The organism is Aminobacter sp. P4_D5 (assembly GCF_056401815.1).
This window is the reverse complement of sequence record NZ_JBFUIP010000011.1, coordinates 1-26,279: the sequence shown is the minus strand read 5'-3', so window position 1 is coordinate 26,279 and position 26,279 is coordinate 1. Positions and strand designations below refer to the sequence as shown.

The window sequence follows — 26,279 nt, the reverse complement described above, 5'->3', positions numbered from 1 at the left end:
GATTAGTGCTTTTCACAAAGCCGAATCACGAGGGATTCACGACCGGCGGGACGGAGCATAGCCGGTCGCGATTGGCGTGAAATGGCAAGACGGGCAAGTTGCCCATGGACGAAATGCTCGCAACGGGATTCGCTTGCCGATGACCGGGCCTTTATGCGTTTGGAAATGTCGAGAGGAATGCGAATGTCGATGACCGGGACTGCGGTGCGGGCCGCACATGTTTCCCTGCTTGCGCTACTCGCGCTCTGCGGGCAGGCCCTGGCACAGGCAGGCGAAGCCCAGCCCAAAGTCACAGACCCGCATTTCCAATTGGCTCCGGGTTATCTCGAGCAAAAGGATTTGCCCGACAGCCTTGAACTGCTCGGACCGCCGCCGGCAGAGGGAAGCGCGACGCTGGCGCGTGACGAAGAAGCGAGAAGCGCAACCATATCGCTGCGCGGCAAACCGCGCTGGGATTTGGCGCGCGCGGACGCAGATCTGCAGTTTCCGCAGCCGGCGAAAACCTTCTCTTGCGCAATGGGTGTCGACATCGACGAAAAGGAAACACCTCATCTCTATCGCTTGATGCAGAAGGTGCTAACCGACGCGGGCCTGTCGACCTATGGCGTAAAAAACGCTTTCAATCGTACCCGTCCTTTCGTGGTTCACAACGAAGGCACCTGCTATCCTGATCAGGAGCCGCTCCTGCGCAATGACGGTTCCTATCCTTCGGGCCACACTGCCGCAGGTTGGGCTTGGGCGCTGGTATTGAGCGAAATCAACCCCGAGCGCGCCAATCTTCTCTTGAAACGCGGTCTGGAATTCGGCCAGAGCCGTGTGATCTGCAACGCGCATTGGCAAAGCGACGTCGATGCAGGACGGACCATGGGCGCGGCTACGGTAGCGAACCTTCATGGCAATGCGGACTTCCTCGCCGATCTCGAGGCCGCAAAAGCGGAAGTGAAGGCTGCGCAGGTGCCCTCGGCATCCGAATGCGCCGGGGAGGCCGCTGCACTGTCTGCGCAGTAGCGGGCTGCTGCTCTCCCGACCCAAGGCTGACGATCAGCCGAAGCACGGGCGCGGACCATTCGGTCTTGCCTCCTGCGAACAATGGAAATCAAAGACTCCAATGAGGTACCGTTCGATGCGAATGAAGTTGGTCTACAGCCTGAGTTTCTTGGTTCTCGCGACAAGCGCGGCGTCCGCACAGTCGGTTCCGGTCAACGTCGAAAACTTCAAGCGAGCCGAAAGCGATTTCTATATGGGCAAGACGGCCGAGGCGGGTGGCTTCGGCAAGTTCGCTCATACCAGGACGCCGACGCCGATCGACAACCAGCCTGTGGTCCGGATGAACCGGGACACGCTCTATTCCCAGGCGCTCTTCGACCTCGACGCCGGCCCGGTGACCATCACTCTTCCCGATGGCGGCGAGCGCTTCGTCTCGATGCAGGTAATCAGCGAAGACCATTACACCCCGATGGTAGTCTACAAGCCGGGCCCCACGACGCTCACCAAGGATAATGTCGGCACCCGCTATGTATTCGTTGCGGTCCGTATCCTTGTCGATCCCAACGACACCAAGGACCTCGCGCAGGTTCACGCTCTGCAGGATGCGCTGAAGGTGGAGCAGAAGTCGGTGGGTACGTTCGAGGCCCCGAATTGGGACCTGGCTCAACAAAAGAAGATCCGTGACGCGCTCGAGGCGCTGTCTGCCGCATCAGGCAGCTTCACCAACGCCTTCGGCCCGAAGGGAGAGGTCGATCCGGTCATGCACCTGATCGGCACGGCAGCGGGCTGGGGCGGCACCCCCGACAAGGATGCATCCTACCCCTCTTTCACCCCGGCCAAAAACGACGGCACGACGGTTTACAAGCTCAAGGTCGGGGAGGTCCCCGTCGATGCGTTCTGGTCGATTAGCGTCTATAACGACAAGGGCTTCTTCCAGAAGAACGATTACGACGCCTATTCGGTCAATAGCATCACCGCCCAGAAGAGTGCTGATGGCGCGATCGACATCCAGTTCGGCGGCTGCGACGGCAAGATCGCGAATTGCCTGCCGATTACCAAAGGGTGGAATTACACATTTCGGCTCTATCGCCCTCGGGCCGAGTTCCTGAACGGCACGTGGAAGATGCCAGAGGCTCAGCCCGAGCAGTAAGTAGTTGGTCAAAAGGGCAGCGTTCGACACGCTGCCCTGACGGCAAGGCGGATCGAGGATGCGCCGCGACGTCCCGCGCAAGCCGATCCGCCGGTTGTTGTCGGGAAGGACGATGGCGACGCAATGCGGATCTGGTGCGCAGGGCGACGACAAGGCTCCCGGCGTGACGGATCAGAATTTCCAGCTGAGCCCGAGCTATCGCGACCAGCCAGATTTTCCTGACAGGCTGTAGCTTCTGGGACCGCCGCCTTCTGCTGGCAGCGCGGCGGCACGTAAAGCTATCAAAGCCGACTGTTCCGCCGAAGCGGCTGCGTTTTCACAGAAATGATTGAACAGAACCCGTTTTGGGGAAAAGCATGAAGTCTCTTTCGGCATCCTCCATTGCGCTCGCATCGCTTCTGACGCTTTGCCTGTCGGCGCGGGCGGCCGACGCAATAGCGCCATTGCCGCTGAAGCGCGACTACAGCAGCGAGGCCGCCCCCGGCTGGCATTTCAGCGCCAGTCCGTATTTGTGGGCCGCGGGGGTCGATGGCACCGTCGGGCAGTTCGGCCTTCCTCCGGCGCGCCTCGATTCCAACTTCGGCGACATTCTCGACGACCTGGACTTCGCCTTCATGGGAATGGCCGAAGGCAGGAATGACCGCTTCAGCGTTTTCAGCGACATAATCTACACGAAGATTTCCATGTCCGATGCGAGCCCCAAGGGGATTCTGACGCAAAGTATCGGTGTGACGTCGCAGACCTTCACCGGCTTCTTCGGCGGCGGCTACAGTGTCCTGGCGGACGGCAGGAACCATCTGGATGTGATTGCCGGCGCGCGCGTCTGGTACGCGAGCACGGAGCTGTCGCTGCAAGGAGGGCTCCTCGATGGCAAAAACCGCACCGACAGCGCGACGTGGGCCAATGCCGTGGCAGGCGTGCGCGGAACGTATTTCCTCTCCGACCGGATTTACATGACGGGTTGGGGAAACGTCGGAGCCGGGCAGGCAAAGCTCGATTGGGATGTCGCGGCCGCCGTCGGCTATCAGATCAAAGATAGTCTATTGGCCGTAGCCGGATACCGCGCCCTTGGCGTCGACTACAGCCATGACGGCTTTGTTTTCGACGTCGTCCAGCAAGGGCCAATCCTCGGCCTAGCTTACCATTTTTGAGATCGATAGCGCACGAGCTGTGTCTAACAGCAGCGTTATGCATTCCGCGTTTGCGGAGGCCTGCCCGAAAATTTCAATTGAGGACATTATGAATCCGAAATCCCTCTTGCTCATGGTCGCCGCGACTGTCCTGGCCAGTCCGGCTGCCGCAGAGGAGGCCGCTCTTGCGAAGCAATTATCGAATCCCGTCGCGTCGCTGATCAGCGTTCCGTTCCAGTTCAATCATGACAGCGGCTATGGCCCCAATGGCGGCCACAAGTCGGTTTTGAATATCCAGCCGGTTATTCCGTTCTCGATCAATGAAGACTGGAATGTCATTTCCCGTACGATTATTCCGGTCGTCTCGCAGAACGATATCGCGGGGAATTCGGGCAGTCAGACCGGAATAGGCGACGTCGTGCAAAGCTTCTTCCTTTCGCCGAAGCAGCCGACCGCTGGAGCCCTTATCTGGGGTGCCGGGCCCGCCATTCTGCTGCCTACCGCAACCGATCCGCTTCTGGGCGGAGAAAAATGGGGACTCGGTCCGACGGCGGTCTTGTTGAAGCAGGAGGGCCCCTGGACCTATGGAGCGCTTGCCAACCACATCTGGTCCGTCGCCGGCGACAGCAATCGGCGCAACATCAGTTCCACGTTCCTGCAGCCCTTCATCTCCTATACGACGAAGGATGCTTGGACGTTCGCGCTCGATACCGAGAGCACCTACGACTGGAAAAGCGAAGAATGGAGCGTGCCTGTCAACTTTACGGTGTCGAAGCTCGTAATGTTCGGCAAGCAGCCGGTGAGTTTCTCGGGTGGCCCGCGCTACTGGGCTGCATCACCCGAAAATGGGCCGGATGGTTGGGGCGTTCGCGCCGGCGTCAGCCTTCTCTTCCCCAAGTAGCTCGCTGGCGCTGTCATGTCTGGATAGCGCCCGCTTGGCAATGTGCATTTGAATGACGATGAGCTTTGCGGGTCGGGTGCAGTCATGTCTCCGGCCTGTTTGTGCGGCACGATATGACCGCTGGCCCCGATGTTGTTCGCCTGAGCCGATCTCAATCACGTTAACGCGTTATTGATGCGCAAGACATCGCCGCGGGTTCTTCGGTTCGTGCGTCCATTCCGCTTTCGCTGTCACATCATACCATCGTTACTCCGCCTACTGGTTTGCCCGAAGGCAATATTGACATCGGGCTGAATCGCACCGGGTTTGCCAAAGACAAACGGCCTGCGGCAAATCAGACTCGGTTCAGTTTCCCCGTAACATCCGCTTCGACTGGAACCGTCCGTCGACTCACGCGGGGGGCGGGGCGCGCGCTTTAGCCACTGGCGAAAGTGGGCCCCACAAAGCCTGACCCGCGTATGAACAGGGCGAGCTATCTCTTTGAGACAATCCATATTTGTGTACTCAAACCACCCTAATTTCGATATTGCCAAAGCGCCTCTACTGTCGCGCCGCCACTCGCTACGACAAGCTCGCCGCCAACTTCCTTGCAATGGCTCAAATCGCATCAACGCGACTTTGAGTCCGTGAGTCTGCGACCTAGCTGAGACCAAACCGCCCAAGCATTTGCTTGAGCGTCAGATTCTGGTCGCGAAGCTGCTCGACCAGCAGTTGCTTGAGCCGCTTGTTCTCTGCGTCAAGCGTGGCGACTTCATCCAGTAACAATGATGCATCGGCAAGCTCTAGCGGGGCGGCCTGTATCATGCTCTCCGGCGCTGACGACCGTCTGACCCGTCCTTTCAGGGCGCGGTTGGATATGCTTCGACGTTTGGGCGCGGGCAGATTTTCCGGGGCTGCCGGGGCCGATCCGTGCCCAGGATGTAGCGCATCGACGCCAAGCAGCCCGTCAGCATTCAAATCTTCGGCCGACACCTTCGAAATCTGAACAGTGTCAACATCAACTGCCGCCTGGTTTGAAGGACCCATTTCGACCGGATCGGGCAATGTGTCCGCTGCGGAGCTGACCCCATGTGTTTGGCCGGGAAGATCGGAGTGCTGATCTTCGACTTCTCTGGCCAAAGCCTTGAGGTCTGTGTCCCCCCAAATCGAACTTGTCGGCGTCTTTGACAGCCGCCGCGACGATTTGAATTCAACAACGAAATTCCGCTGTGGCGTCTTCATAGTCAATTCCGTGTAATTCGTGAAAGGCGCCAGCGCTCGTCGCCGCGTCACCTTTTTGTGGGCATACAGGACCTGGCTGTCCGCGACAACGGACAGCATTAACGACGTCGCTGTTCACCATAGTTGCCGCGCACACTGATATGCGCCGCATCTCAATTGGCTAGTTTTCTGACGGCCTAAACCAGCCCCAGCCTTTTGCGCAGTTCGACATTTTCTGCCCGCAACTTTTCCGCCAGAAGTGCCCGAAGCCGGTTGTTTTCCGCTTCGAGCTGAACGAGTTCGGCCAACTCACTACCACCTGAGACGGCCTTTTCTGCCTTCTTGGTGACAGGCTTTTCACTGCGCTTCCACTGATAGTAGGTCTGCACCGAAATCCCGGCGTTCTTGACCACCTGTTGTAGTGGGGTTGTGCCCTGGGCTATCTGTGTAGCGATCAGCTTGAGCTTTTCGGCTTTTTCCCGTTCGCCGTACGTCTTGCGCTTCACAATCGGAGCTTTAGCAGGTTCAGCTTTCGATGGTGCCTTGGAAAGCTCTGCAGCCGCCTTGCTGCGCCTTGGGGCTCTCTGCTTCTTGACCGCTATTGCGTCGGTTTCATCCGCAACAACGGATCCATTGTTCTCTTCAGCCATGTGTGTCGCCCTTGTTTGACAACGCCATTACTCGAACGTGCAGCAATTAGAGTCAACACTTCAGGGAAGTCACCTTCACGCCAGCGTCTGCAAGCGCAATCGGACGCTGCTCGCGTCTATCTCAAGCGGCAGGTACCTTGGGACGCAATGGGCTTTTAGCTAGATAATACCTTTGTCTTTTGCGATCGTAACAGCGTGCGTCAAATTGGTCGCGTCCAGTTTCTTGCGGGCATTATCCAGATAGAATTGGACGGTTCGGTATTGAAGATTCGTTATCATTGAGATTTCTCGCATGTACTTCCCCTTCGATGCCCATTTCAAGCATACCGATTCTTGAGATGTCAGAGTAAGAGAGCAGCTCATCAACTCGGCATCGGCGACAGCTCGAAGTCGATGATGTATGTAGAGAACGGCTTGTTCTGCGCGTGCCGCACTGCCAGGGGTGGCGAGCAAATTGTTGGTACTCGCAGATGTCAGTGAAAGCATCAGGACGCTGCCGTAGCTACCCTGTACAGGAATCGACAGGCCGGAACAGAGGCCGTACTGCTTGGCAATGGCCCGAAACCGCTTTTCCTCAGTCGTGAGATAACGACTCGGCCAGTCCTGGGCCGACCACGTGAACATTTGCATGAGGCGCTTTGCCATCGTAACGACCGGATCGATACGCACGAATTGGCTTTGCAGATAGGCATGCTGCCACTCGAGCGGATAACTATTGATCGTGGAAGTCTCCTTCGCCGTTATCTCAAAGTAGGCGAAACGTTCGAAGCCGCAAGCAAACGAGAATGACTTCAACGCGCTGCGGATCGATCGCTGATCGTTCGATGTGTCGACCGCATCTATTAGTGTCGTGATCTGTCCGTCCAAATGTATTTCTCCGGGTCAGAGATTGTTCCGCCACCGAAGAAGTGACGAACTTAACAACGACGAGGTACCGGAGTGGAAATGTCACGCAATCGCATGATTTAACGATTGACATTGTGGGTATAGAATAGAGCTCTTGGAGAGCCGCTCAGTGACGAAGCGAAATACCGTATTATATGTAGTAACAGTCTGAACGGAACAATGATCCACTAGGACGGTCGACGTCACTTTGCCGACAGTTCGCTCTCCACGGCCTCAACCGCGATAATCACCTGGAAAGACAATGTCCTGGTCGACGAGCACGTTGAATTTGTAGCCCAGCCGGATTTCGAGGGTCGGTTGTACGTCGAGGTTCTTGCTAATGGTACGCTCTGCGACGCGCCCGAAGGTGTCCGCCAAATTTCGGCGAACCGCATCKGATGCACTGTCCTGGGTGGCGAGCGTCGACGATTGTGGCACGGCCATATCGACGCCGGTGCCGATGATCGCGAGCAGGATCGCCGAGCCGAATGTCTTGAAGTGGTGGTTGTCTATCTTGTCTGTGAAACCACCATTGCCACGAGCGTCCGTTCCGGCCATGCCGCCGATCTGCAGCGTCGAGCCGTTTGGAAAGATGATATCGGTCCAGACAACGAGCACGCGTGACTGGCCGAATGAAACTTGGCTGTCATAACGGCCAAAGAGCTTTGTACCCTGCGGAACGAGCAGACGGTGGCCGGTGGCGCTGTCATAAACGTTCTGGCTGACCTGCGCGGTGATGCGGCCAGGCAGGTCAGAATTGATGCCAGTGATCAACGTGGCCGGTATCACCGAGCCACGTTTCAGCTCAAAGGGTGACTGTTGCGGCACAAGCCTATTCGGCAGATAGCCGAATTCCCTGATGTCAGCGTTGAAAAAGTCTCCCTTGGCGCGCTGGCCATTCGGATCGAGGTTTTGACCGCCGATGCCTGCCTCGTAAGCAGCAGCATAAAGATTGGCTCTAGAGCTGTCGGAACTGGCCGCTGCCGGCACATTTCGTGTGCTTTTCGTCTGCTCCCCCGTCATCGGCGCTTCCAGCTTGTTGAGGTTCACGGTGAGGGGAGAGTCGTAGGCAGCATCATTGGCCTGAAACCGTGCCATCTTCTGGCGATGGCGCTCTCGAATATACTGTTCGCGCTGTTCACGCTCGAGGCGAGCCTTCCACGCCCCTTCCGGCTCGCCCTGCTCCAAAACATGCTCTTCACCCTGGGGCCTGCTTGCGAACGGATTCGCAGTTACCTGCTGCGTTTGCGCCGGAACAGCCGGCAAGGGTCCAAGCGTGATCGCCCCAACCGGCTCACCGATGATCCCGTCCGACACCCCGCGTTTCAGCTGGTCGGCATATGTCGATGCCGAATTGTTCGACGCGGCGCCAATGCCCTCGTCACGGTCGAAATACAAGCCACGCGACGTCAAGCCAAAGATGATGACGGCGAAGAACAAGACGACGAGTACTGCCGCCAGGATGACCGGCAGCCGGTTGAGTCGACGGATGCCGGAGGCGCTCTCCACCGTTGCAACCCCGCTGAGCTTCAAGGATTGAACCATGCCTTCCCCCTCCCTTATCCGCGGCGCATGACCGAAAGCGGACTTGCCGGAGAGGCTCCTGACATCGTCGCCTTGTAGGCGCGGCCTAATTCGACGGTGTTTGTCGATAGTCGCGCCAGGACCTGGCCTTCATGGCTGTCGATGGCATAGGCGAGCGGGATCTCCTTCTGGCCGTCCGTCTTCTGGTCGGTGACGACGGCATAACCCCAGCTCTTCAGCGACGCCTCAAGCGCCTGGCCAAAGGGTGAGCTGTCAGGTTTCAAAATGATGGTGCCGCTTGCGGGACCAATCTGTTCGGCAAGCTTTGTGACCATGTCGCCTGCAATGGCGCTCGCAACAGGTCCAGAAATCTCCGGCGGCGCTAAACTTTCGACGAGCCCATCGGTCATGGAGGCTTGGCAAGCGGCAAGCGCGCTCGACAAAAACAGAATGGCTATGTTGTGGCGCATTGTCAGCCTCCTCGCCTGATGGTGATCTTCTCCTGTTTCCTTCCGACGCCAGAGACAAGGACCGCGCGGTCGACATGATAGTCCACGACCATCATGTCCCCTTTCATCCGATAGTTGACGACGCGATTCTCACCCCCCGAGACCACGAACAGCACCGGCGCATCCTGCCCGGAGACTGATCGCGGAAACTGGATGTAGGTCTTGGTCCCGTCGGAATAGACCCGTGTCGGCCTCCAGCGAGCATTGCCCGAGACGGAATAGCTGAAATTCAGTTGCTCCGCCGGAACGCCGGCGCCCGGAATAATGCTTGCCTCCAATCGTGCATTGACGTCCGCGAGCTTCGAGCTCACATCCTCCGGGTACTCGAAACCGACACGCGCCATGTACTGGCTTTGATGCGATTTGAGCTGAATGTGGTAGGTGCGTCGCGAGGTGGTTACGACCATCGAGGTGACAAGATCCGGTTCGGACGGTTTGACGATCAGGTGGATCGCCTGGCCGCCGATGGCGCCTGAGGTCGCTGGCTCAACCTTCCAGCGCACCGTATCGCCGACCAGCACGTCGCGCACTGCCTCGCCTGCCTGAAGCTCTATATCGCAGACCTGCAGGGGTGAGCAGACGACGGAAGGCTGGACCTCGCCATAGAGGAAGATCACTTTGCCGTCGGCCCCTTTGGTCACGAGGCCCTTTTTCCCTCGCCACTGTCCGGAAATGCCGGTGCCCTTTTGTTCGTTGGCGTTCATACCTTCGGCACATGCTTCAGAAAGAAAGATCGGAGCTGTGGCGAGTGTAGCGACAAGCGTGGCTGCGCTGATGGTTTTGGTGGCAATGGTCATTTGTGAGGCTACGCCTTTCACAGCTGCGCGGTCCAGTCGAAGTCGCGGAGGTAGAGACCGATTGGGTTGAGCCGGATGACACCCTCGTCCTGTGGCGCGGTCAGCGTAACGGTGGCTATGCCGCGGAAACGACGCACGGCGGTCTCCTTGCCCTTGCGATCGCGTTCGAACTCGGTCCAGTCGATCTGGAACGACTGCGGTGAGAGTGCCACGATGTTGTTTACCTCGATTGCGACAGTAGTGGTCTTGGCCTTGTCGAAGGGCGAGCTCGAACGGAACCACGCATTGACCTTCTCGGTCGCAGGATCGGAAGTTCTCAAGAGTGCATAAGTACGGTCGATATACTGCTTCTGCACGACCGCATCGGGGGTTACGCTTCGGAAATTCGAAACGAAGCTGCCAAGTGTCGCGCGCACCACGCGCGTATCGGCATATTCGATCTGCTGAGGGAACCCCGCACTGGCAGCGGTCCCCAGCTTGTCGACTTCCACGATATAAGGGACGAGCTTGACTTGGGTGCTCTGGAACAGAGCATATGAGAAGCCGATCAATGCCATCAGCATTCCCGTGATGCCGACGATACGCCAACCGGCGGCGGCTTTTACATACGACCCGTAGCGCTCGTTCCATTCCTGGCGTGCAGCGAGATAGGGGTTTTCGGGCGGGTTGCGCTCGGCCATGGGTCTCTTCCCGGCTACTTGTTCTCGTTGACAGGCTGCGGCGATGGCACTGCCTTGCCCGATGGCCTGCTTTGGTCGAGTTTTGCATTTGCGAGCCCGAGCAGAGAGCCGGCATGGGCTCCTGGTGAGGCGATCGCCTTTTCCTTGGCCGCCGATCCGGCAGCCCAGCCGGCGCTGCTGATCCCAGAGGTCATGCCGCGCAAAGCTGCAGCCGCCATGGAGGAGCCGCCGGCCCGCGCAGCACCTGCTGCAGAGGTGCCCTCGGCGACCGCACTTGCGCCAAGGAAGGCGCCGCCAGCCGCGAAGGTCGCCGCTTGCCCACCATGGCGTATCCCCTCCATGCCGCCGGCGACAGAGGCCCCTTGCACCACGCCCTGGAGAATGGCCGGCACATACATCGCGATGATGAACACGACAACAGAGATGCCAGCGATTGCGAGCGTAGTAACAAACTGTTCGGACTTGGCCGTCGGTGCTTCGGCAAGCCCAAGCAAGACCTCCGAGCCGATCCGCGCGATCATCACCAAAGCCATCAGCTTCATGCCGACCGAGAAGGCGTAGATGAGGTACCGAACGGCAAAATCCTTGGTGAAGGACGAGCCGCCGAGGCCGAGCATGATCATGCCTGCGAGAAGTCCAACATACATCTCGACCAGGACCGCAACAAAGATCGCCGCGACCAGGCTGAAACAGACGACCACTACGACCATGGCGAAGACGGCGGCAATCGCCAGTGCGTTGTCTTCGAACAAGCCGAACTTTGCCTGTTCAGACATCTTCGAAGCGACACGAATGCCGGCGTCGAAGATGTTAGCAGGTGAGGCTGATCCGCCATTGGCGCCGATCTGAAACAGGCTGTCGACGACAGCCTTCGCGAAGCTAGGTCCTTGGTCGAGGATGAAGGCGAAAAGGCCGATGAACATGATACGGCGTACGAGCTCTCCAAACCAGCTGTCGAGCGATGCAGTGTTGATCGCGAGCCAGACCGCGGCTATCGCAACCTCGATCCCGGCGAGTATCCAAAACAGCGAGCGCGCCGCGTTCATTACTGTCGTCTGCCAGCCGCGAGCGGCCGCCACGACCTGGTTCTCCAGTGTGGTCAGCACCGAGCCCTGCTGCGCCAATACAGGCGTGCTGGCGAGAAGGATTGCGCCAATCACTGTGATGGCGAAATGGCACCTGGTGACTTGCTTGACTGTTACCATCGGAGCCGCAGCTCCTGACCGCCGAGTATGTCCCTATCCGGATCGCCACCGAAGAAATTTTCCGCCCGCTCCCGGCGCGCCGTATCCGATGTGGACGCGGGGGTCTCATTCGCCGGAACTGGTTCCCGCAGCATCCGGATGGTGATACCCGTGCAGAAGCTAGTGGCGATCCCGATCACTACCCCTATGACCATGGAAGAGTTCACCAGCGCGGCTCCATCATCTGGCCGCCCCGCACATTGGGCAGCGTCGAACTGAAGAAGCTTTCGCGCCGCGCTTGCGCCAGATCCTTGTCCGCCTGCTTGGACTGAAACCACGTTCCCATCATCGTTGTCTGTTGCGAGACCAGCCCGCGCAGCTTCTGGAATTGCACCACCTGCTGGGCTGCTATCTGATGGCCGACCTGAAGCGCTTTCATCTGGCCGTCGGCAGTTTCCGACATGAAGCGCAGAGAGCTCATGGTCGATTCTTCCGAGGTGAATTGATCTGCCGTAAGCCCCGCCGCCTTCAGCGTACCGGCAATGGTGTCGCGGTTGGTTGTCGACCAGGTCTGGTAGTTGCCAGAAAAGGTCTCGCCGTCCGCGAGACCCGTCTTGAAATCGGCAAAGCTTTGAAAGCGCTGCTTGAGCACGTCATCGACGTTGCCCATCGAAAACGCGATCCCCTGTCCTTGTCCGACAACGGCCTGCAGCTTCTTGAGATCGCCTTCGACCTGTCCCCATATGTGGTTCGGCAGCCGGGCGGTGTTCTGCAGCAAGTTATTGTAGATGTTGAGCTGGTTCTGGATCTGCTCGGCCAGCTGCGTGATCTGCTTGACCTGGTTATTGACCTGCTCGGTCGACTTGCCAACCAGGGCAACCAGTTCGGCATTGTTGAGGAGCTGCGTCCATTCGGTTGCCTCGCCCGTCACCCCACCGGCGTGCCCGGTTTCGGTCGCGGCCGCGGTAACTACAAACATGATCGCAGCACCTGCAGTGGTCAGCCTATTTTGATGTAAAGAGCGATGCAGCATGGCCAACTCCTCTCAGATCGAGCCAACGGGCCGCCCAATCGCGGCCATGTTCGCGCTTCAGTGCCAGGATACGTTTGAGATCGTCTTTGCTGGAGGCGCCCACGAAAGACTGGGCTACCGGTCCAAGCGACATGTCGAACAGTCGCCGTCCCTCCGGCGAAGCGATGTAGTATTCGCGCTTGGGCACAGCTGTTGCAACGATTTCGATCTGGCGATCGTTGAACCCGATGCGCTGGTAGAATTCACGCGTACCTGCTTCGCGTGCCGCACCATTCGGCAGGCAGATCTTTGTCGGGCAGGATTCCTTAAGCACGTCGATGATGCCGGAGCGCTCGGCATCGGAGATCGACTGGGTGGCGAGGACCACGGCGCAATTGGCCTTGCGCAGCACCTTCAGCCATTCCCTGATCTTGTCGCGAAAAGTCGGGTGCCCCAGCATCAACCATGCCTCATCAAGGACGATAAGGCTGGGCGCGCCGGTCAAGCGCTTCTCGATCCTGCGGAACAGATAGGTCAAGACCGGGACGAGATTGCGCTCCCCCATATTCATCAGTTGCTCGATCTCGAAGGTCTGCAACGATCCAAGCGAAAGGCCGTCGGTTTCGGCGTCGAGTAACTGCCCCATCGGACCGTCGACGGTGTAGTGGTGGAGAGCCTCCTTGATCTCGCGCATCTGAACGCCGGAGACGAAGTCGGATAGCGATCGTCCGCGGGCCTCCACCAAAAGTGCTACTTGCCGCGAGATCGCGTTGCGGTGATCGGGCGTGATGGAAACACCCTGTAGCGCCACAAGCGTCTCGACCCATTCCGACGCGAAGGCCTTGTCGGCATCGGTGGAGAGATCGGCGAGTGGGCAAAAGGCTAGCACCCCACTGGGATTCTCCTCTTCTGAAGCCTCGCTATCAGCGCCGAGTTCGTAGTGGTCGCCACCCACAGCCAGTGTCAGTGGCTGCATCGATCTGCCCTTGTCGAAGGCGAATATTTGGGCCCCGGGATAGCGGCGGAACTGGGCGACAATTAATGCCAGCAGCGTCGACTTGCCGGACCCGGTCGGCCCGAAGATAAGTGTGTGACCGACATCGTCGACATGCAGATTGAGCCGGAACGGCGTTGAGCCAGAAGCAACCTGGATCAATGGTGGAGAGGCCGGTGGATAAAAAGGGCAAGGGGCAATGGGGCTACCTGACCAGACCGAATTAAGTGGAATGAGATCGGCAAGGTTACGTGTGTTGATCAGCGGCTCTCTGATGTTGGCATACCAGTTGCCGGGCAACGAGCCGAGGAAAGCCTCGGTCGCATTCAGCGTCTCGATCCTCGCCCCGAAACCTTCTGCCTGGATCAGGCGCCGTACGGCCTCGCATTTCTCCCGAAGACGAGTGCTGTTTTCGTCAAAAGCCAGGATCACCGGCGTGTAGTAGCCATAGGCGACAAGCTGCGAGGAAGCTTGTGCGATCGCATCTTCCGTCTCTGCCACCATTGTCATCGCGTCCTGGTCGACCGAACGCGAATGCGTCTGGAACAGCTGGTCGAAAAACGGCCGGACTTTCTGCTGCCACTTCTTGCGGGTGCGCTCGAGCTTCTGGCGGGCCTCTTGGTCGTCGAGGAACATGAAACGCGAGGACCAGCGATAAGTCAGCGGCATCAGGTCGAGGGAGTTGAGGATGCCTGGCCAGCTTTCGGCCGGCAGCCCATCGATCGCAACAATGCCAACAAAGCGGTTCTCGACAACCGGCGTCAACCCATGCTGAAGCTCGGCCGTCACCAGCCAGTCGAGGTACATCGGGATGTCAGGCAGGCGGACTGGATGGTTCTCTCCCGTGATGCAAAAGCGGATGAACTGGAACAGTTCGTCGTAGCGCGCGGTCACAAAACCGCTGCGCTCCTCGACCGATCGCGTTACCATCCGCCTGATCGACAAAACGTTGGCCAGAGACTGCTCGACTTCACGGATCGAATTCTCAAACGTCACCAGCACCGTGTCGGCATAGGTTGCCGCCCTGCCTCCCGCGTCCGAATAGAAATAGCGGGTGAGCCCTGATCGCTGCCGCGCCGGCGGGCGATAGGTCAGGATCAGTGCATGCCGGCTCTCATAGTGCCCCTGCTCGCGCTCGAAATGCCCACGCCGCTCGTCGTCAATTGCGCGCGTGACGGGATCGGGAAAATGGCATTCCGCAGTTGCCGGATACGCGACGGTCGGTACCCGTATCGCCTCGGCCTGTATCATCCGGCCTGAGCCGAAGCGCGAAAGGATGGCGTTGATTTGGCGCGAGATCTCGTTGCGCTYGGCATCGGTGGAACTCTCCGAATCCGGACCTGCGAAATACCAGCCGGCCATCAAGCTCCCATCTTTGAGCAGGATGACGCCATTAGCGACCAGCCCCGCATAAGGAACGAGATCGGCAAAGGACGGGCCGGAATGACGAAAAGAACGCAGTGCGGCCATAGTCCAACCGTCCTTCAGTAGCGACGCCACGGCGTCGAAGTGGGCCGGTAGTGCGGCCGGTAGGAGATGTGTCTGATATAGACGCGCCGCATCATTGGGTCGGACTTGGCCATCATGCGAAGTGCAGCAACCACCAAGACCCAGACGGCGATCCCGAACAGAGTGGAGTAGAGCGTCAGCACCACAAAGATCAGGATCGCTGCCGCAAGCCCTGTGACGAGCACCAGTTCGCGGTCCGCGCCCATCAGCAGGTTCGAGCGCGACAGAGCGCGATGGATGCGGTTGCGCTGGAGATTGGAGCCAACATCAGCCATGCGGCCCCTCCCCTGTTTGGGGAAAAGCGGCAGAGGATACGACATCGCCGATGGAGGCGCCTGTTGCACCGAACAGCGCAACGATTTGAGTGGCACCGAGCAGGATGCCGGCTACCAACACAACATACATAAGCCTGCGCGCAAAATCGTTGAGCTCGCCACCGAAGATCAGCATGCCGCCGGCAACGGCCACAGCTGCCAGCGCAATGAAGCCCGCGACGGGCCCAGTGATCGATTGCTGGATCCGTTGCAACGGGCCTTCCCAAGGCAGCCCACCGCCTGAACTGGCAAGCGCTGGATCGGCCAGCATAAGTGAAAGTGACAGCACGAACGCACTGACGACAACGGTTTGATGGTCATGCGACATGGCGCTGCTCCTCGATCTGCGCGCAATTCTCGGTCTGATAGTGAGTGCCGGCAAAGCGCTCGACATGGACGACATCACGCACCCTTCGACCTTTCGGCGTTCGCTCGATCGACACGACGAGATCGACGGCTTCTCCGATCACTTCTCGCATCGGCTGCTGGCTGACTTCAGCAGTCAGCTGTTCGAGGCGGCGTAGCGCCGACATCGCCGTATTGGAGTGGATCGTTGTTACGCCGCCGGGATGACCAGTGTTCCAGGCCTTCAGAAGCGTCAAAGCCGCACCATCACGCACCTCGCCGACGATGATGCGATCCGGTCTCAGCCGCATTGTACTCTTTAGCAGACTGGCCATGTTGATAGTGTCGCTCGTATGCAGCGCCACCGCGTTTTCAGCCGCACACTGGATCTCCGCCGTGTCCTCAAGAATGAGCAACCGATCCTCCGGCGCCGTTTCGACGATCTCGGCGATGACCGCATTGGCTAGCGTCGTTTTGCCCGACCCCGTGCCACCCGAAATAACGATGTTCAACCGCGAAGAGATCGCGTTGCTGATCACCGATGCTTGGTTCTTGGTCATAACGTTCGAAGTCACATAATCGATGAGCGGGATCAGCCGCGAGGCGCGCCGCCGGATGGTGAAAGTCGGAGCCGAGACAACAGGCGGCAGCAACCCCTCGAAACGATGCCCACCTATTGGCAGCTCGCCAGAGATGATCGGGCGGTCCTCATCAGCTTGGGAGTGAAGCGCGTGCGCGACACTGCCGATGACGATCTCGGCCGTTGCGGCAGTCATCTTGCCGGCTGGCGCAATCCCGTGCCCAAGCCGTTCGATGAAAAGCCGTCCGTCGGGGTTCAGCATGATCTCGACGACACATTCATCATCGAGCGCCATGCAAAGGTCGTCCCCAAGGGCTTCCTGCAGCTTGCGTATGAGACGGGGATGGGAGCGAAGTTGCGCCATGTCGCCTGCCTCAAGCTTCTCGATGACAGGTGACTGAGACTTCGGAGCAAAACGACGCGAGCAAACCCACAATCGGCCGGCGACGCCACGATTGGAAACGTCCGCTCAACGCGCCGTTGGAGCTGTTTGCAAGTGCATTTGGATCGCACAATCTCAGGAAATTTGCCTCGTGGGACATCCCTCCTGCCCTGCTTGCAGCATGCCCGGCATCAGCGCGAAAACACGAGTGTTCGATCATCGCAGCTTTGAGGTTCCAGAGACACCGCTCGTGGAAGCTTCGCACCCGCTTGCGATGGTGGCTCGCTCGCAGCTGGCTCGGCGTAGAACCATGTATTGCACGTGTCATCGTCCCTCTAAGCCCCCGGTTGCCAGATGCACGCGAAGTCATCACAGATTAAGTCTTGGGGAGAGTGTAGAATTCTACAGTCGGGTGAGATGATCGCCGGATGTCCCAATTCTAGGACGCAGGTGGGCGCTCCTTGGGGGGGGCTCGGTCAACAGGTCGCTCGAAAACTTCGGCGACAGCTACGCCTTGCCGGCACCGCCGGCTCCAGGGTCAAGTGGTAGGATCGAACCGTGTTACAAATTGGCGGTGGCATCTCTAATGCCGCTGCCAGCTCCCAACATCCAATCTGAAATCAACGGCCGGACTGCATCCGGCCTTTGACTGCRGCCCTATCCTCCCCCAAAAAGGCCGCGGGCGATCGGCGCGTCATACCCCACCCGCGCGCCGACTCGTTCGCAGCGCTCCCCTATCGCTAGGGAGCGCGGTCGAACCGGTAGGCCAAGCTAGGCAACTTGCAACAAAGTTGCGCGCTCCAAGGAAGCCTGTCCAAAGGCGGTTCGCAGTACCAGACGGGGGTAGAGCTCCGCAAACATCTGCATTGGAACACGACAATCGCGGCTCACCAGGCGCCGTCGGAGTGTCCATGAATCACTTCATGGGCACTCGGTCGAAAGCGATGATCCACAGCCTCTAATTCCGGGCATTGCACTAAAATAGTCGCGTCCCAACATGTATCCTCGATGCATAGCTCTTGGTGGTACATCGGACCGATCTCAAACAACGTGAACTCCTATACCTGAAAGATATATTGGCCTGATGGCCAGATACGAAGCTTGAAGCAATCGCAGCCCTCTGGGCAACCGCTCAACGGTCGAACAGGAAATAGCCGAAGGCGACGCCAGCTCCGTTTTGTTGCGCCTCGATCTCCGTCCGGATCTTGGGAAACAGGTCTGACGCCAACTCGGGATCCTTAATGTCAGCCGACCTGATGCCGTTGTCGCTGGCAAGCGCCACGATCAGATGCGGTTCCGGTGCCGATGCCTCCTGGTCGTTGAGCGGGAAGAGCTTCATACTGAAGGAAGCTTCGTCAGCTCCAGTCTTCTTCAGCAGACTAGCGAAATTGTAGACCACGCCGTCCTTGCCGACCAAAAGCAGATTGATGTCGCGGCTGCCGGTCCCACTCAACTTGCCCTGGAGCGAGTCTCCGACCTTGAGATTGTCCTTGCTCAGTTCGAGGATTGGTCCGTTGCCCTTGTCCGGGTGCACGGCCTCCAGAAAATCGGCCACGGGGCACTGCTCTCTTTCGATCATCCTCGGATTGACGACCGGACCAGCCCCGAAGGCGGAAGCAAAATCCCGGGAAAGTTTGTCGAACGGTGCTTTTGAGGTCGCGAGCCCCTCCACCTGAGGGCGCGGTGCTGACGCGTCCGCGACCGAGACGTAGAAGCATGGGCCGCCGTCAAAGGATTTGAACCACTCCGCCACCGTAATCGCAGTCTTTGGAGTTGGTTGGACAGCCACCTCCTTGATCGGCTCCGGCGGTTTTGGCTTGGCGATTTCGGGCGGGATGGGTGTTTTCACCTCAGTGTTGGCAGTCGGCGGGTCTTTTGCCGTCGGCTCCTGAGATGGCACGGGGGCCTTGGGTGGCGCGGGCGTAAGCTTGCCGCTGGCAGCTTCATCACTTGGCGTCAACGTTGTGCCCCCGGGCAGAAAGCCACCCAGAAACCCCGAATAGTAGGCGCCGCCGCCCGCCGCTGCCAGCGCAACGAGCATGACAGTACCGATCAGCGCACGACGTCCGGATTTTGGCGGTTGACGGACAGGCAAAGGCCGAGAAGCTGTTTTATGCCGAGTGTCCGTCGCGGATTTTCCGGCCGCTCCGGCATGGCGCCACGGGGCATCGCGCGGCAACAGGGCCTCAGGCGGTTGAGGCTTTTGCCCAACAGCGCCCGAGCCCGGCGGTCGCCAGGCAAGGTCCGCAGGCTTTCGTTGCTGCTGATCATTTCGTTGCTGCTGATCATGTTGGGCGTCGACCCCTGGAAATGTTCCAGGCGCTGCCGTCACCCCACTCGTCTCGCGCAGCCACTCGACGATCGCCGCGGCACTTTCCGGACGATCCCGTGGATCCGGCTGGAGCATGGATTCAAGCAGCGGAAGCAGATCTGGGTCAACCCCTGTCAGGTCGGGCACAGTCCGCCGCTTTTCGATCACCTCGACCGGCGAGCCCCCCATGTCGAGCTGCTTGCCGCGCAACGCCGCTGCGAGCACCAGCCCGAGACTGTAGATGTCCGACTGCTCAGTGACATCGCCACCGAACAAGCCCAGCTGCTCGGGCGAAACGAAACTGTATTTGCCAGCGAAGCTGCCGCCGAGCAGCGTGCCGCCGCCAACGTCGGCCGAACGCGCTATACCGAAATCTATGATCTTGGTCTTTTCGACCTTTCCGCCCGGCAGCACGATGTTATCGGGCGACAGGTCCCGGTGGATGACGCCCGCCTCATGAGCAACGGAGAGCCCGGACGCCACCCTGGCCAGCATCTTGCGGGCTTCCCGCGTATCGAGTGGCCCGTTGCGGATGCGCTCGCCCAGCGACTGCCCATCGACGAACTCCATGGCGAGATACGGCCTGCCGATCGTCGGGTCGATCGTAAACACGTGATAGCGCACAATGGCATCGTTGGAGAGATGATTGAGGATCGAGGCCTCTTTGCGAAACAGCGCGAGAATGCCCTGGTCGCGGGCGAATTCGCGCAGCACTAGCTTGATCGCTACGGGGTCGCCGGTCTGGATGTTGTGGCCGCGATAGACCTCGCCCATGCCGCCCGTGGCGATGTGCTCGTCGATCTCATAGATGCCGTTGAGCTGCACGCCCTTGTGAACACCGCTATCAGGGGCGATGCGTGTTTTGTCCTCCGGCGTCATGACCTGGTTCCATCCATGCGTGAGCGCCATCCGGCCATTGCTTCACACCTGCGGTGTTTGGATCATGCCTCGACAATAACACGGATTTTCGTGATGGGCTCTGCTCTTGCCGGCCTACAGGACCGTGCAATTTCCAGTGTCTGATCGCCGTTGACAGCTTTCGTCACAAGGAGGATGCTGATCTTCTAAGAATGCAAGCCGTGCCAAGCCTTTAAAGACTGCAATCCCAAGGGGGCAGTAATGGTATGCGGGGGCTGCTTGCCTGCTCGCAATATTGGCATTGTCGCACGTCTGACCGGCGCCATTTTGGCGTGCGGCCTCTTCTTACTGCTTGCTGTTGGCACGGTTCTCGCTGCCGAGGGCGTCTCTGGTCGCCGCGCCGCGCTGGTCATCGGCAATTCGGCCTACGAGCATCTCGCCAAGCTTCCCAATGCAACCAATGATGCGGACCGCATCCGCGAAGTGCTGGAGCGGGCAAATTTTGAGGTCACGCTCGGCAAGGACCTGAACAAGAAGGGTCTTGAAGAAACTATCCTCGGCTTCCTCAGGACGCTCAACGATGGTGACGTCGCGCTGTTCTATTATAGCGGCCATGCCGTACAGGTTGGTGGCCACAACTTCATGCTGCCGGTCGATGCCAGCCTGGAGACCTCCTATGATCTCGAGGTTCAGGCCTACAACATGTCGAGCCTGCTCGAATATATGCGCGAGACCTCCTCGCTGCAGATCGCGATATTGGACGCCTGCCGCGACAATCCTTTCGCCAACAATTCCTACTATGTCGGCCAGGCCAAGGTCGCCGTCGAAGGCAAAAAAGGACTTGCCTCGGTCGCTCCCGAAAATGGCACGCTGATCGTCTACTCGACCRCACCCGACAGGGTAGCGCTGGACGGCAATAATGGCCTCAGCCCCTTCACCGGCACCTTCGCCGAATATGCATTGAAGCCCAATGTCGAGATCAGGAAGCTGCTCAGCGATATCCGCGCCGAGGTCATCAAGCGCACCGACGGACGGCAGACGCCTTGGGACACATCGAGCCTGACTTCTTCTTTCTTCTTCGTGACCCGGCAGAACCTTCTGATCATCGAGGATCTGCGCGAGGTTCGCGTTCCGCCGCATTCCAAGGAAGTGGCGCTACGCATTTCACCGCCAATTACCAGCGGCAACACGCCGTTGACCGTAAGCTTCACCAAGCTTCCGGACCAGGGAACGCTTTGGCTGGGCGACGAACAACTCAACCTCGACAGCAAGATATCTGCCGACCGTGTCGAAGATGTCATGTTCAAATCATCGTCAGATGACATGACCAAGGAAGAGGTGCGCTACACCGTCACGACCGACAGTGGCCGAAGCGCGAGCGGCATTGTCCGGGTCGTCGTCGATGCCCAGGCAGTCGCACAGGTGCCCGTTAAACCTGCTCTGACCATCCAGCAAGGCGACGAACCGCAGCCGAAACAGGCCGAAACGGCCAAGCCGATCCTGGTCGCAATGGCGTCTGATATCGGCACCGGATTTGCCGCCATGCCTGACGAGGTCGTGCGATCCAGCGCGTCGACCGGCTGGCTCCGCCTCGAAAGCCGCGATCCCGAAACCCAGGTGGCGGTCGGCGGGCAGATCGTCTCCGAAGGTGACCTGATCAAAGCCGAGGACATAACCAAACTGCGCATTCGACCGTCGCTCAAGGTGGTAAGTGCTGCCGATAGCGAAGGGCCAGCGGTCAAGACCGTTTCCGCAACCACACAATCCAAGTCGCTCGACACGGGTACGGACAGCATGGAGGTCAAGCCGATCCCCTTGCCCGTGGACAAGAAAGCCGCCAGTGCTCCAGTGCGAACCGTCGTTCTGGTTCCGGCGATCAAGACCGTCACCCCGGCGCCGATCACCATCAACGTGGCCGTCTCGGTCAACGAGTGCGACACGCTTGCGGCCGAGCCGCTTGACGTCCAGGCGGTTGCCGACGGCAAGCTGCCCAACGATATCGATGTGCCCAAAGCGCTGACGGCGTGCAAGGCGGCGGTGAGCGAACACCCCGATGTCGCACGCTTCAAATATCAGTATGCGCGCGCGCTTTATGCCGAAGGCGATTTCAAGGAGGCGCTGGCCGAGCTCAATGCCGCGAGCGGGCAAGGACATGTCCGCGCCAGTTATCTACTTGGCAGGCTTTATCAATTTGGCGCAGCTGTGGAACGTGACCCCAAGCGCTCCATCCCCTTGTATGAAACCGGCGCGAAGAGGGGTGATCCCTATTCGCAATACGCGCTCGGACGCGCCTTGGTCATCGGGCTGGGCAGCAAACCGGATGTCGAACGAGGCATGGCCCTAGTCACGCAAGCGGCCGAATCCGGACATACCTACGCGATGAACATGCTCGGGGGAGAGTATCTGTCTGGAGACCATGTCACGAAGGATGAGGCACGCGCTCTAAAATTCATCACGGAATCTGCCGATCGCAATGACGTCTATGGCATGGTCCTGCTTGGCGTCCTATATCGCGATGGTACGGGCGTGCAGAAAGACCCGGCGCGCGCGGCCGACTTGTTTGAAAGGGCACGTGCGCAGGGCCATCCTTATGCAGGTAGGTTGCTAGGGCGCATGGCTCTGCGCGACAAGAGCGCCGACCTGACAACTGTTGCTGGCTGGTATCGGGAAAGCGCCGAACGCGGCGACGCTTGGGGAGCGTTCTTTGCCGCCGAACTCTTGAAGGACAATCCTACGCTACAGCATGACAGTGGTGAGATGGCGCGTCTCTATGCCCTATCTGCCTCACAAAACATCAAGGATGTTTCCGATCAGGCACAGGCTGCACTGGATCACATAGACAACTTGGCGATCGGCAAGGAAGTGCAATTGGCGCTTAAACGAGCGGGGCAGGACGTCGGCGACATCGACGGAAAGCTCGGTGCGCGAACACGGGAGGCCGCAGGTGCCGTTCTGGGGGCTGCTGCGCCTCGTGATCCTCGTGAGCTTCTAATTGCCCTCCTCCATAAGGAATGGATCGAGTCACGACCACGGCTGGACATGCTGGGTTAGAAAGGGAGACGCTACATGCGATCGCTTACCCTCAGGCTACTTCTGGCGACCGCGCTCATACCGCTAGGGGGATGCGGTTCGCTGACGAACGCTGGCGACCCTTCTGTCGCACAGACGTCGCAGGTCAAGAAAGCGCCCCCGGCGAGGAGGGCGGCGGCGGCTCCATCACGTAAAGTGGCTGCCAATTCTAGCAGTGGGCACAGCGATAGCGCCAATAGTGGCAGCAGCGGTGGCGGTGGCAGTGGTGGCGGCAGCACTGGTGGCGGTGGCACTGGTAGCGGTGGCAGTGGTGGCGGTGGCACCGGTGATGGCGGGGGCACCGGCGATGGTGATACCAATCCTTGGTAGAGGATTTGTCCGCGCGACCCCGAATTGCCAGTATCGCGCTACGCAAACTCGTAGGTAAATCCTTCGCCTGACGCGCCGACCGTCACCTTGGAGAGTTTCTCGCCGTCAAGCGAGCGGTTGAGCACGCCGCGGCTGAGTTCCGGCAGCAACGTATTGGTCAGGATCGCGTCTATCATGCGGCCGCCGGACTCGATGTCGGTGCAGCGCGCCTTGATCAGTTCCATCACGCCATCGCCGACTACCAGTTCCGCGCCGTGACTGGTTTGCAGCCTCCGTGCAATCTTGCCGAACTGGTGCCGCGTGATCGCCTCGATCATCGAATCAGACAATGGATAATACGGAATGGTCACCACCCGCCCTATGAAGGCGGCCGGAAATACCTTGAGCAGCGGCGCACGCAAGGCCRCGTCGAGGTTCTCCATCTTCTCGCGCAGCTCCCCGCCCTTGGTTTTTTGCATGATGACTTCGGAACCGACGTTCGACGTGAGCAGGATCAGCGTGTTCTTGAAGTCGATCCGCCGGCCCTCGCTGTCGTCCATCATGCCCTTGTCGAAGACCTGAAAAAAGATCTCATGCACATCGGGGTGCGCCTTCTCGACCTCGTCGAGCAGGATCACCGAATAGGGCCGGCGGCGCACGGCCTCAGTCAGGATGCCGCCCTTGCCGTAGCCGACATATCCAGGCGGCGCTCCCTTGAGCGTCGAGACCGTGTGCGCCTCCTGGAACTCAGACATGTTAATCGAGATCAGGTTCTGCTCGCCGCCGTATAGTGTTTCGGCCAGTGCCAGCGCGGTTTCCGTCTTGCCGACGCCCGACGGTCCGCACAACAAGAAGACTCCGACCGGCTTTTCCGGCGCGCCGAGCCCAGCGCGACTGGTTTGCACGCGCTTGGCAATCATCTCCATTGCGTGATCCTGGCCCACCACGCGCTCGGATAGCGTCTGCGCCAGGCGCAATGCCTTTTCAGTTTGGCTCGTCAGCATCCGCCCCGTGGGAATGCCGGTCCAATCCTGCACCACCGCCGCAACCGCATTGCGGTCGACGGAGAGCAGGATCAACGGCGTCTCGCCCTGTGCTTCAGCAAGCACCGCCATCAATTCCTTGAGCCGCGCCAGATCAGCGGCTCGATCTGCGGTTGGTTCAGTTGCTGTCGCCGTTTCGACTGGCGCTGACTGTGCGGCGTCATCATCATTGGCGGCGACCGGCTCCTCAATTGCTTCGCCCTTCGGGGACGTCTCCGCAACGACGGGATCGAGCGCCACGCCTAGCCCACGTAATCTGGCACGCAATTCGAGGATTTCAGCAATGACTTCCTTCTCTCGATCCCAGCGCCCCTGGGCAGAGGCGAGCGCTGTGTCGGTATCACTCAGTCCCGTCTCGACGCGAGCTTGACGCTCGTCGACATCTATACCGATGGCGGCCTCGCGTCCGATGATACCTTGTTCAACCACCAGCGCCTGCCTTCGGCGCATCAGGTCCTCAACCTCGCCCGGCCGGGAGTGCTGCGAAATGGCGACGCGAGCGCAGGCGGTGTCAAGCAGGCTGACCGCCTTGTCGGGAAGCTGGCGCGCTGGAATATAGCGGTGCGAGAGTTTGACCGCCGTCTCGATCGCCTCGTCGAGGATCTGCACCTGATGGTGCTTTTCGAGCACGCCAGCAACGCCGCGCAACATCAGGATTGCGGCCGCCTCATCGGGCTCGTCGATCTTGACCACCTGGAAACGGCGAGTGAGTGCTGGGTCCTTTTCGATGTGTTGCTTGTATTCGGCCCAGGTGGTCGCCGCGATCGTGCGGAGCTCGCCGCGTGCCAGCGCTGGCTTGAGCAGGTTCGCCGCATCGCCGGTACCTGCAGCCCCTCCGGCGCCGATCAGCGTATGCGCCTCGTCGATGAACAAGATCACCGGCGTCTCGGAGGATTGCACCTCGTCGATAACTGCCTTCAACCGCTTCTCGAACTCGCCCTTGACGCTGGCACCGGCCTGCATCAGCCCGACATCGAGCATGCGCAGGCTCACACCTTGTAGCATCGGCGGAACATCGCCCTCGGCGATACGCAGCGCGAACCCTTCGACCACCGCCGTCTTGCCGACGCCGGCCTCGCCGGTCAGGATCGGATTGTTCTGCCGCCGCCGCATCAAGATGTCGACGATCTGGCGGATTTCCGGGTCGCGGCCGACGACGGCATCGATCTTGCCGTCACGTGCCCGCTGGGTGAGATCTGTTGCATATTTCGCCAGCGCCGACTCCCCTCCCATCGATGGGCGCCGCGGAGCTTCCGCAGAAGGTGCCGCAGCCCCAGTGGCCGATCCCTCAAGCGAGCCGTCGACCACGTCAGCGAAACGCGTGATCACGCCATCCGCGTCGATCTTGTCAAATTCCGTGCTGATCTTCGACACCAGCCCTTCGAGAACCGGCGTCTTCAGGCATGCGAGGATGATGTGGGCGCTGCGCACCTCTTCGCTACCGAATTGGAGCGTCGCCAAGTTCCAGGCTTCCTGGATGGCGTGAAATATATGGTCGGAGAATTCCTCAATCGAGGTCGCGCCATAAGGCAGCTTGTCGACCGCGCGCGTCATGTCGCTGGCGATGCGGGCAGCATCAACGCCCGCATCGGCCAGGATCATCTGCACGTCCGAGCGATCCGAAAGAACAAGTTGTTCAATGAAATGAACGAGTTCAACGTAGGGGTTACCACGCAGCTTTGCCGCATCAGCCGCCGCCTTGAAGGCGCGCAAGCAGGTGGGGTTGAGCTTGCCGACCAGTTCCTTGCGCTTGAAGCCTTGTGATGCCCTGCGCTGTTGCATGCCCTTTGGTTCCACGGAGTTTCTCCAATGGCCGGACTGCGTTCGCAATAACTTGCCACACAAAGTACGACTTTACAAAGCCGTGCCCAGCTATGGCACCAGGGCATCCGTTGGAGCACCAGGAGCGACGGGAACAATTCGTGCCAGGCTGGTTACCAAAGCTTAAGCGAAGCG

At 59.5% G+C, this 26,279-nt stretch carries 22 protein-coding genes; 6 read left to right on the top strand and 16 right to left on the bottom strand.

Going from position 1 to position 26,279, the window contains the following annotated elements:
* Window positions 1–183 precede the first annotated feature (183 nt).
* From AC1DWF_RS04625 to AC1DWF_RS04605, 5 genes are all read left to right on the top strand, one after another.
* Window positions 184–1,008, top strand: coding sequence for an acid phosphatase (locus AC1DWF_RS04625; protein ID WP_476786131.1), 825 nt, complete (start codon window positions 184–186; stop codon window positions 1,006–1,008).
* A gap of 232 nt (window positions 1,009–1,240) precedes the next feature.
* Window positions 1,241–2,137, top strand: a complete 897-nt coding sequence (locus AC1DWF_RS04620; RefSeq protein ID WP_476841476.1) for a DUF1254 domain-containing protein — start codon at window positions 1,241–1,243, stop codon at window positions 2,135–2,137.
* 58 nt (window positions 2,138–2,195) lie between these two features.
* The gene (locus AC1DWF_RS04615) at window positions 2,196–2,369 is read left to right on the top strand and encodes a hypothetical protein (protein WP_476786268.1); all 174 of its coding nucleotides are present in this window, start codon (window positions 2,196–2,198) and stop codon (window positions 2,367–2,369) included.
* Between the two features lie 124 nt (window positions 2,370–2,493).
* A complete protein-coding gene (locus AC1DWF_RS04610; RefSeq protein ID WP_476786269.1) occupies window positions 2,494–3,288 on the top strand; it encodes a hypothetical protein in 795 nt (264 codons plus the stop codon).
* A 112-nt stretch (window positions 3,289–3,400) separates the two neighbouring features.
* Window positions 3,401–4,168, top strand: a complete 768-nt coding sequence (locus AC1DWF_RS04605; protein WP_476787890.1) for a transporter — start codon at window positions 3,401–3,403, stop codon at window positions 4,166–4,168.
* A gap of 639 nt (window positions 4,169–4,807) precedes the next feature.
* On the opposite strand, the gene AC1DWF_RS04600 is transcribed toward AC1DWF_RS04605, so the two are convergent.
* The 15 genes from AC1DWF_RS04600 to AC1DWF_RS04530 form a co-directional block, all read right to left on the bottom strand.
* Window positions 4,808–5,389, bottom strand: coding sequence for a hypothetical protein (locus AC1DWF_RS04600; RefSeq protein WP_476786271.1), 582 nt, complete (start codon window positions 5,387–5,389; stop codon window positions 4,808–4,810).
* Window positions 5,390–5,565: 176 nt separating this feature from the next.
* Entirely contained in the window at window positions 5,566–6,018 is a 453-nt protein-coding gene (locus tag AC1DWF_RS04595) for a transposase (RefSeq protein WP_476787823.1), read from the bottom strand.
* 159 nt (window positions 6,019–6,177) lie between these two features.
* Window positions 6,178–6,885 carry an autoinducer binding domain-containing protein gene (locus tag AC1DWF_RS04590; RefSeq protein ID WP_476787824.1) on the bottom strand — a complete coding sequence of 236 codons (708 nt, stop codon included), beginning with the start codon at window positions 6,883–6,885 and terminating at the stop codon, window positions 6,178–6,180.
* A gap of 252 nt (window positions 6,886–7,137) precedes the next feature.
* Window positions 7,138–8,448: an IncP-type conjugal transfer protein TrbI gene (trbI, locus tag AC1DWF_RS04585; protein WP_476787825.1), complete on the bottom strand. Its 1,311-nt coding sequence runs from the start codon at window positions 8,446–8,448 to the stop codon at window positions 7,138–7,140.
* Between the two features lie 14 nt (window positions 8,449–8,462).
* A complete protein-coding gene (gene trbH, locus AC1DWF_RS04580; protein ID WP_476787185.1) occupies window positions 8,463–8,897 on the bottom strand; it encodes a conjugal transfer protein TrbH in 435 nt (144 codons plus the stop codon).
* A gap of 2 nt (window positions 8,898–8,899) precedes the next feature.
* A complete protein-coding gene (gene trbG / locus AC1DWF_RS04575; RefSeq protein ID WP_476787826.1) occupies window positions 8,900–9,733 on the bottom strand; it encodes a P-type conjugative transfer protein TrbG in 834 nt (277 codons plus the stop codon).
* 17 nt (window positions 9,734–9,750) lie between these two features.
* Complete coding sequence (locus tag AC1DWF_RS04570) at window positions 9,751–10,413, bottom strand: conjugal transfer protein TrbF (protein WP_476787827.1); 663 nt, start codon at window positions 10,411–10,413, stop codon at window positions 9,751–9,753.
* A 14-nt stretch (window positions 10,414–10,427) separates the two neighbouring features.
* Entirely contained in the window at window positions 10,428–11,618 is a 1,191-nt protein-coding gene (gene trbL / locus AC1DWF_RS04565) for a P-type conjugative transfer protein TrbL (protein ID WP_476785250.1), read from the bottom strand.
* Entirely contained in the window at window positions 11,612–11,752 is a 141-nt protein-coding gene (locus AC1DWF_RS04560; protein WP_476785252.1) for a DUF2749 domain-containing protein, read from the bottom strand. Before AC1DWF_RS04560 ends, trbL begins: the two co-directional genes overlap by 7 nt.
* A gap of 68 nt (window positions 11,753–11,820) precedes the next feature.
* On the bottom strand, window positions 11,821–12,630 hold the full coding sequence (gene trbJ, locus AC1DWF_RS04555; RefSeq protein ID WP_476785249.1) for a P-type conjugative transfer protein TrbJ: 810 nt from the start codon (window positions 12,628–12,630) through the stop codon (window positions 11,821–11,823).
* Window positions 12,602–15,073: a conjugal transfer protein TrbE gene (locus tag AC1DWF_RS04550; RefSeq protein WP_476841475.1), complete on the bottom strand. Its 2,472-nt coding sequence runs from the start codon at window positions 15,071–15,073 to the stop codon at window positions 12,602–12,604. The genes trbJ and AC1DWF_RS04550 overlap by 29 nt, the downstream gene beginning before the upstream one ends.
* Window positions 15,074–15,087: 14 nt before the next feature.
* A complete protein-coding gene (locus AC1DWF_RS04545) occupies window positions 15,088–15,387 on the bottom strand; it encodes a conjugal transfer protein TrbD (RefSeq protein WP_476785247.1) in 300 nt (99 codons plus the stop codon).
* Window positions 15,380–15,754 carry a TrbC/VirB2 family protein gene (locus AC1DWF_RS04540; protein WP_476785246.1) on the bottom strand — a complete coding sequence of 125 codons (375 nt, stop codon included), beginning with the start codon at window positions 15,752–15,754 and terminating at the stop codon, window positions 15,380–15,382. Before AC1DWF_RS04540 ends, AC1DWF_RS04545 begins: the two co-directional genes overlap by 8 nt.
* On the bottom strand, window positions 15,744–16,715 hold the full coding sequence (gene trbB / locus AC1DWF_RS04535; protein WP_476787829.1) for a P-type conjugative transfer ATPase TrbB: 972 nt from the start codon (window positions 16,713–16,715) through the stop codon (window positions 15,744–15,746). Before trbB ends, AC1DWF_RS04540 begins: the two co-directional genes overlap by 11 nt.
* Window positions 16,716–17,865: 1,150 nt before the next feature.
* On the bottom strand, window positions 17,866–19,923 hold the full coding sequence (locus AC1DWF_RS04530; protein ID WP_476787830.1) for a serine/threonine-protein kinase: 2,058 nt from the start codon (window positions 19,921–19,923) through the stop codon (window positions 17,866–17,868).
* 258 nt (window positions 19,924–20,181) lie between these two features.
* Here AC1DWF_RS04530 and AC1DWF_RS04525 point away from each other — a divergent pair, with 258 nt between their 5' ends.
* Window positions 20,182–22,953, top strand: a complete 2,772-nt coding sequence (locus AC1DWF_RS04525) for a caspase family protein (protein ID WP_476841474.1) — start codon at window positions 20,182–20,184, stop codon at window positions 22,951–22,953.
* 386 nt (window positions 22,954–23,339) lie between these two features.
* On the opposite strand, the gene tssH is transcribed toward AC1DWF_RS04525, so the two are convergent.
* Window positions 23,340–26,105: a type VI secretion system ATPase TssH gene (gene tssH / locus AC1DWF_RS04520; RefSeq protein WP_476841473.1), complete on the bottom strand. Its 2,766-nt coding sequence runs from the start codon at window positions 26,103–26,105 to the stop codon at window positions 23,340–23,342.
* Between the last annotated feature and the right edge of the window lie 174 nt (window positions 26,106–26,279).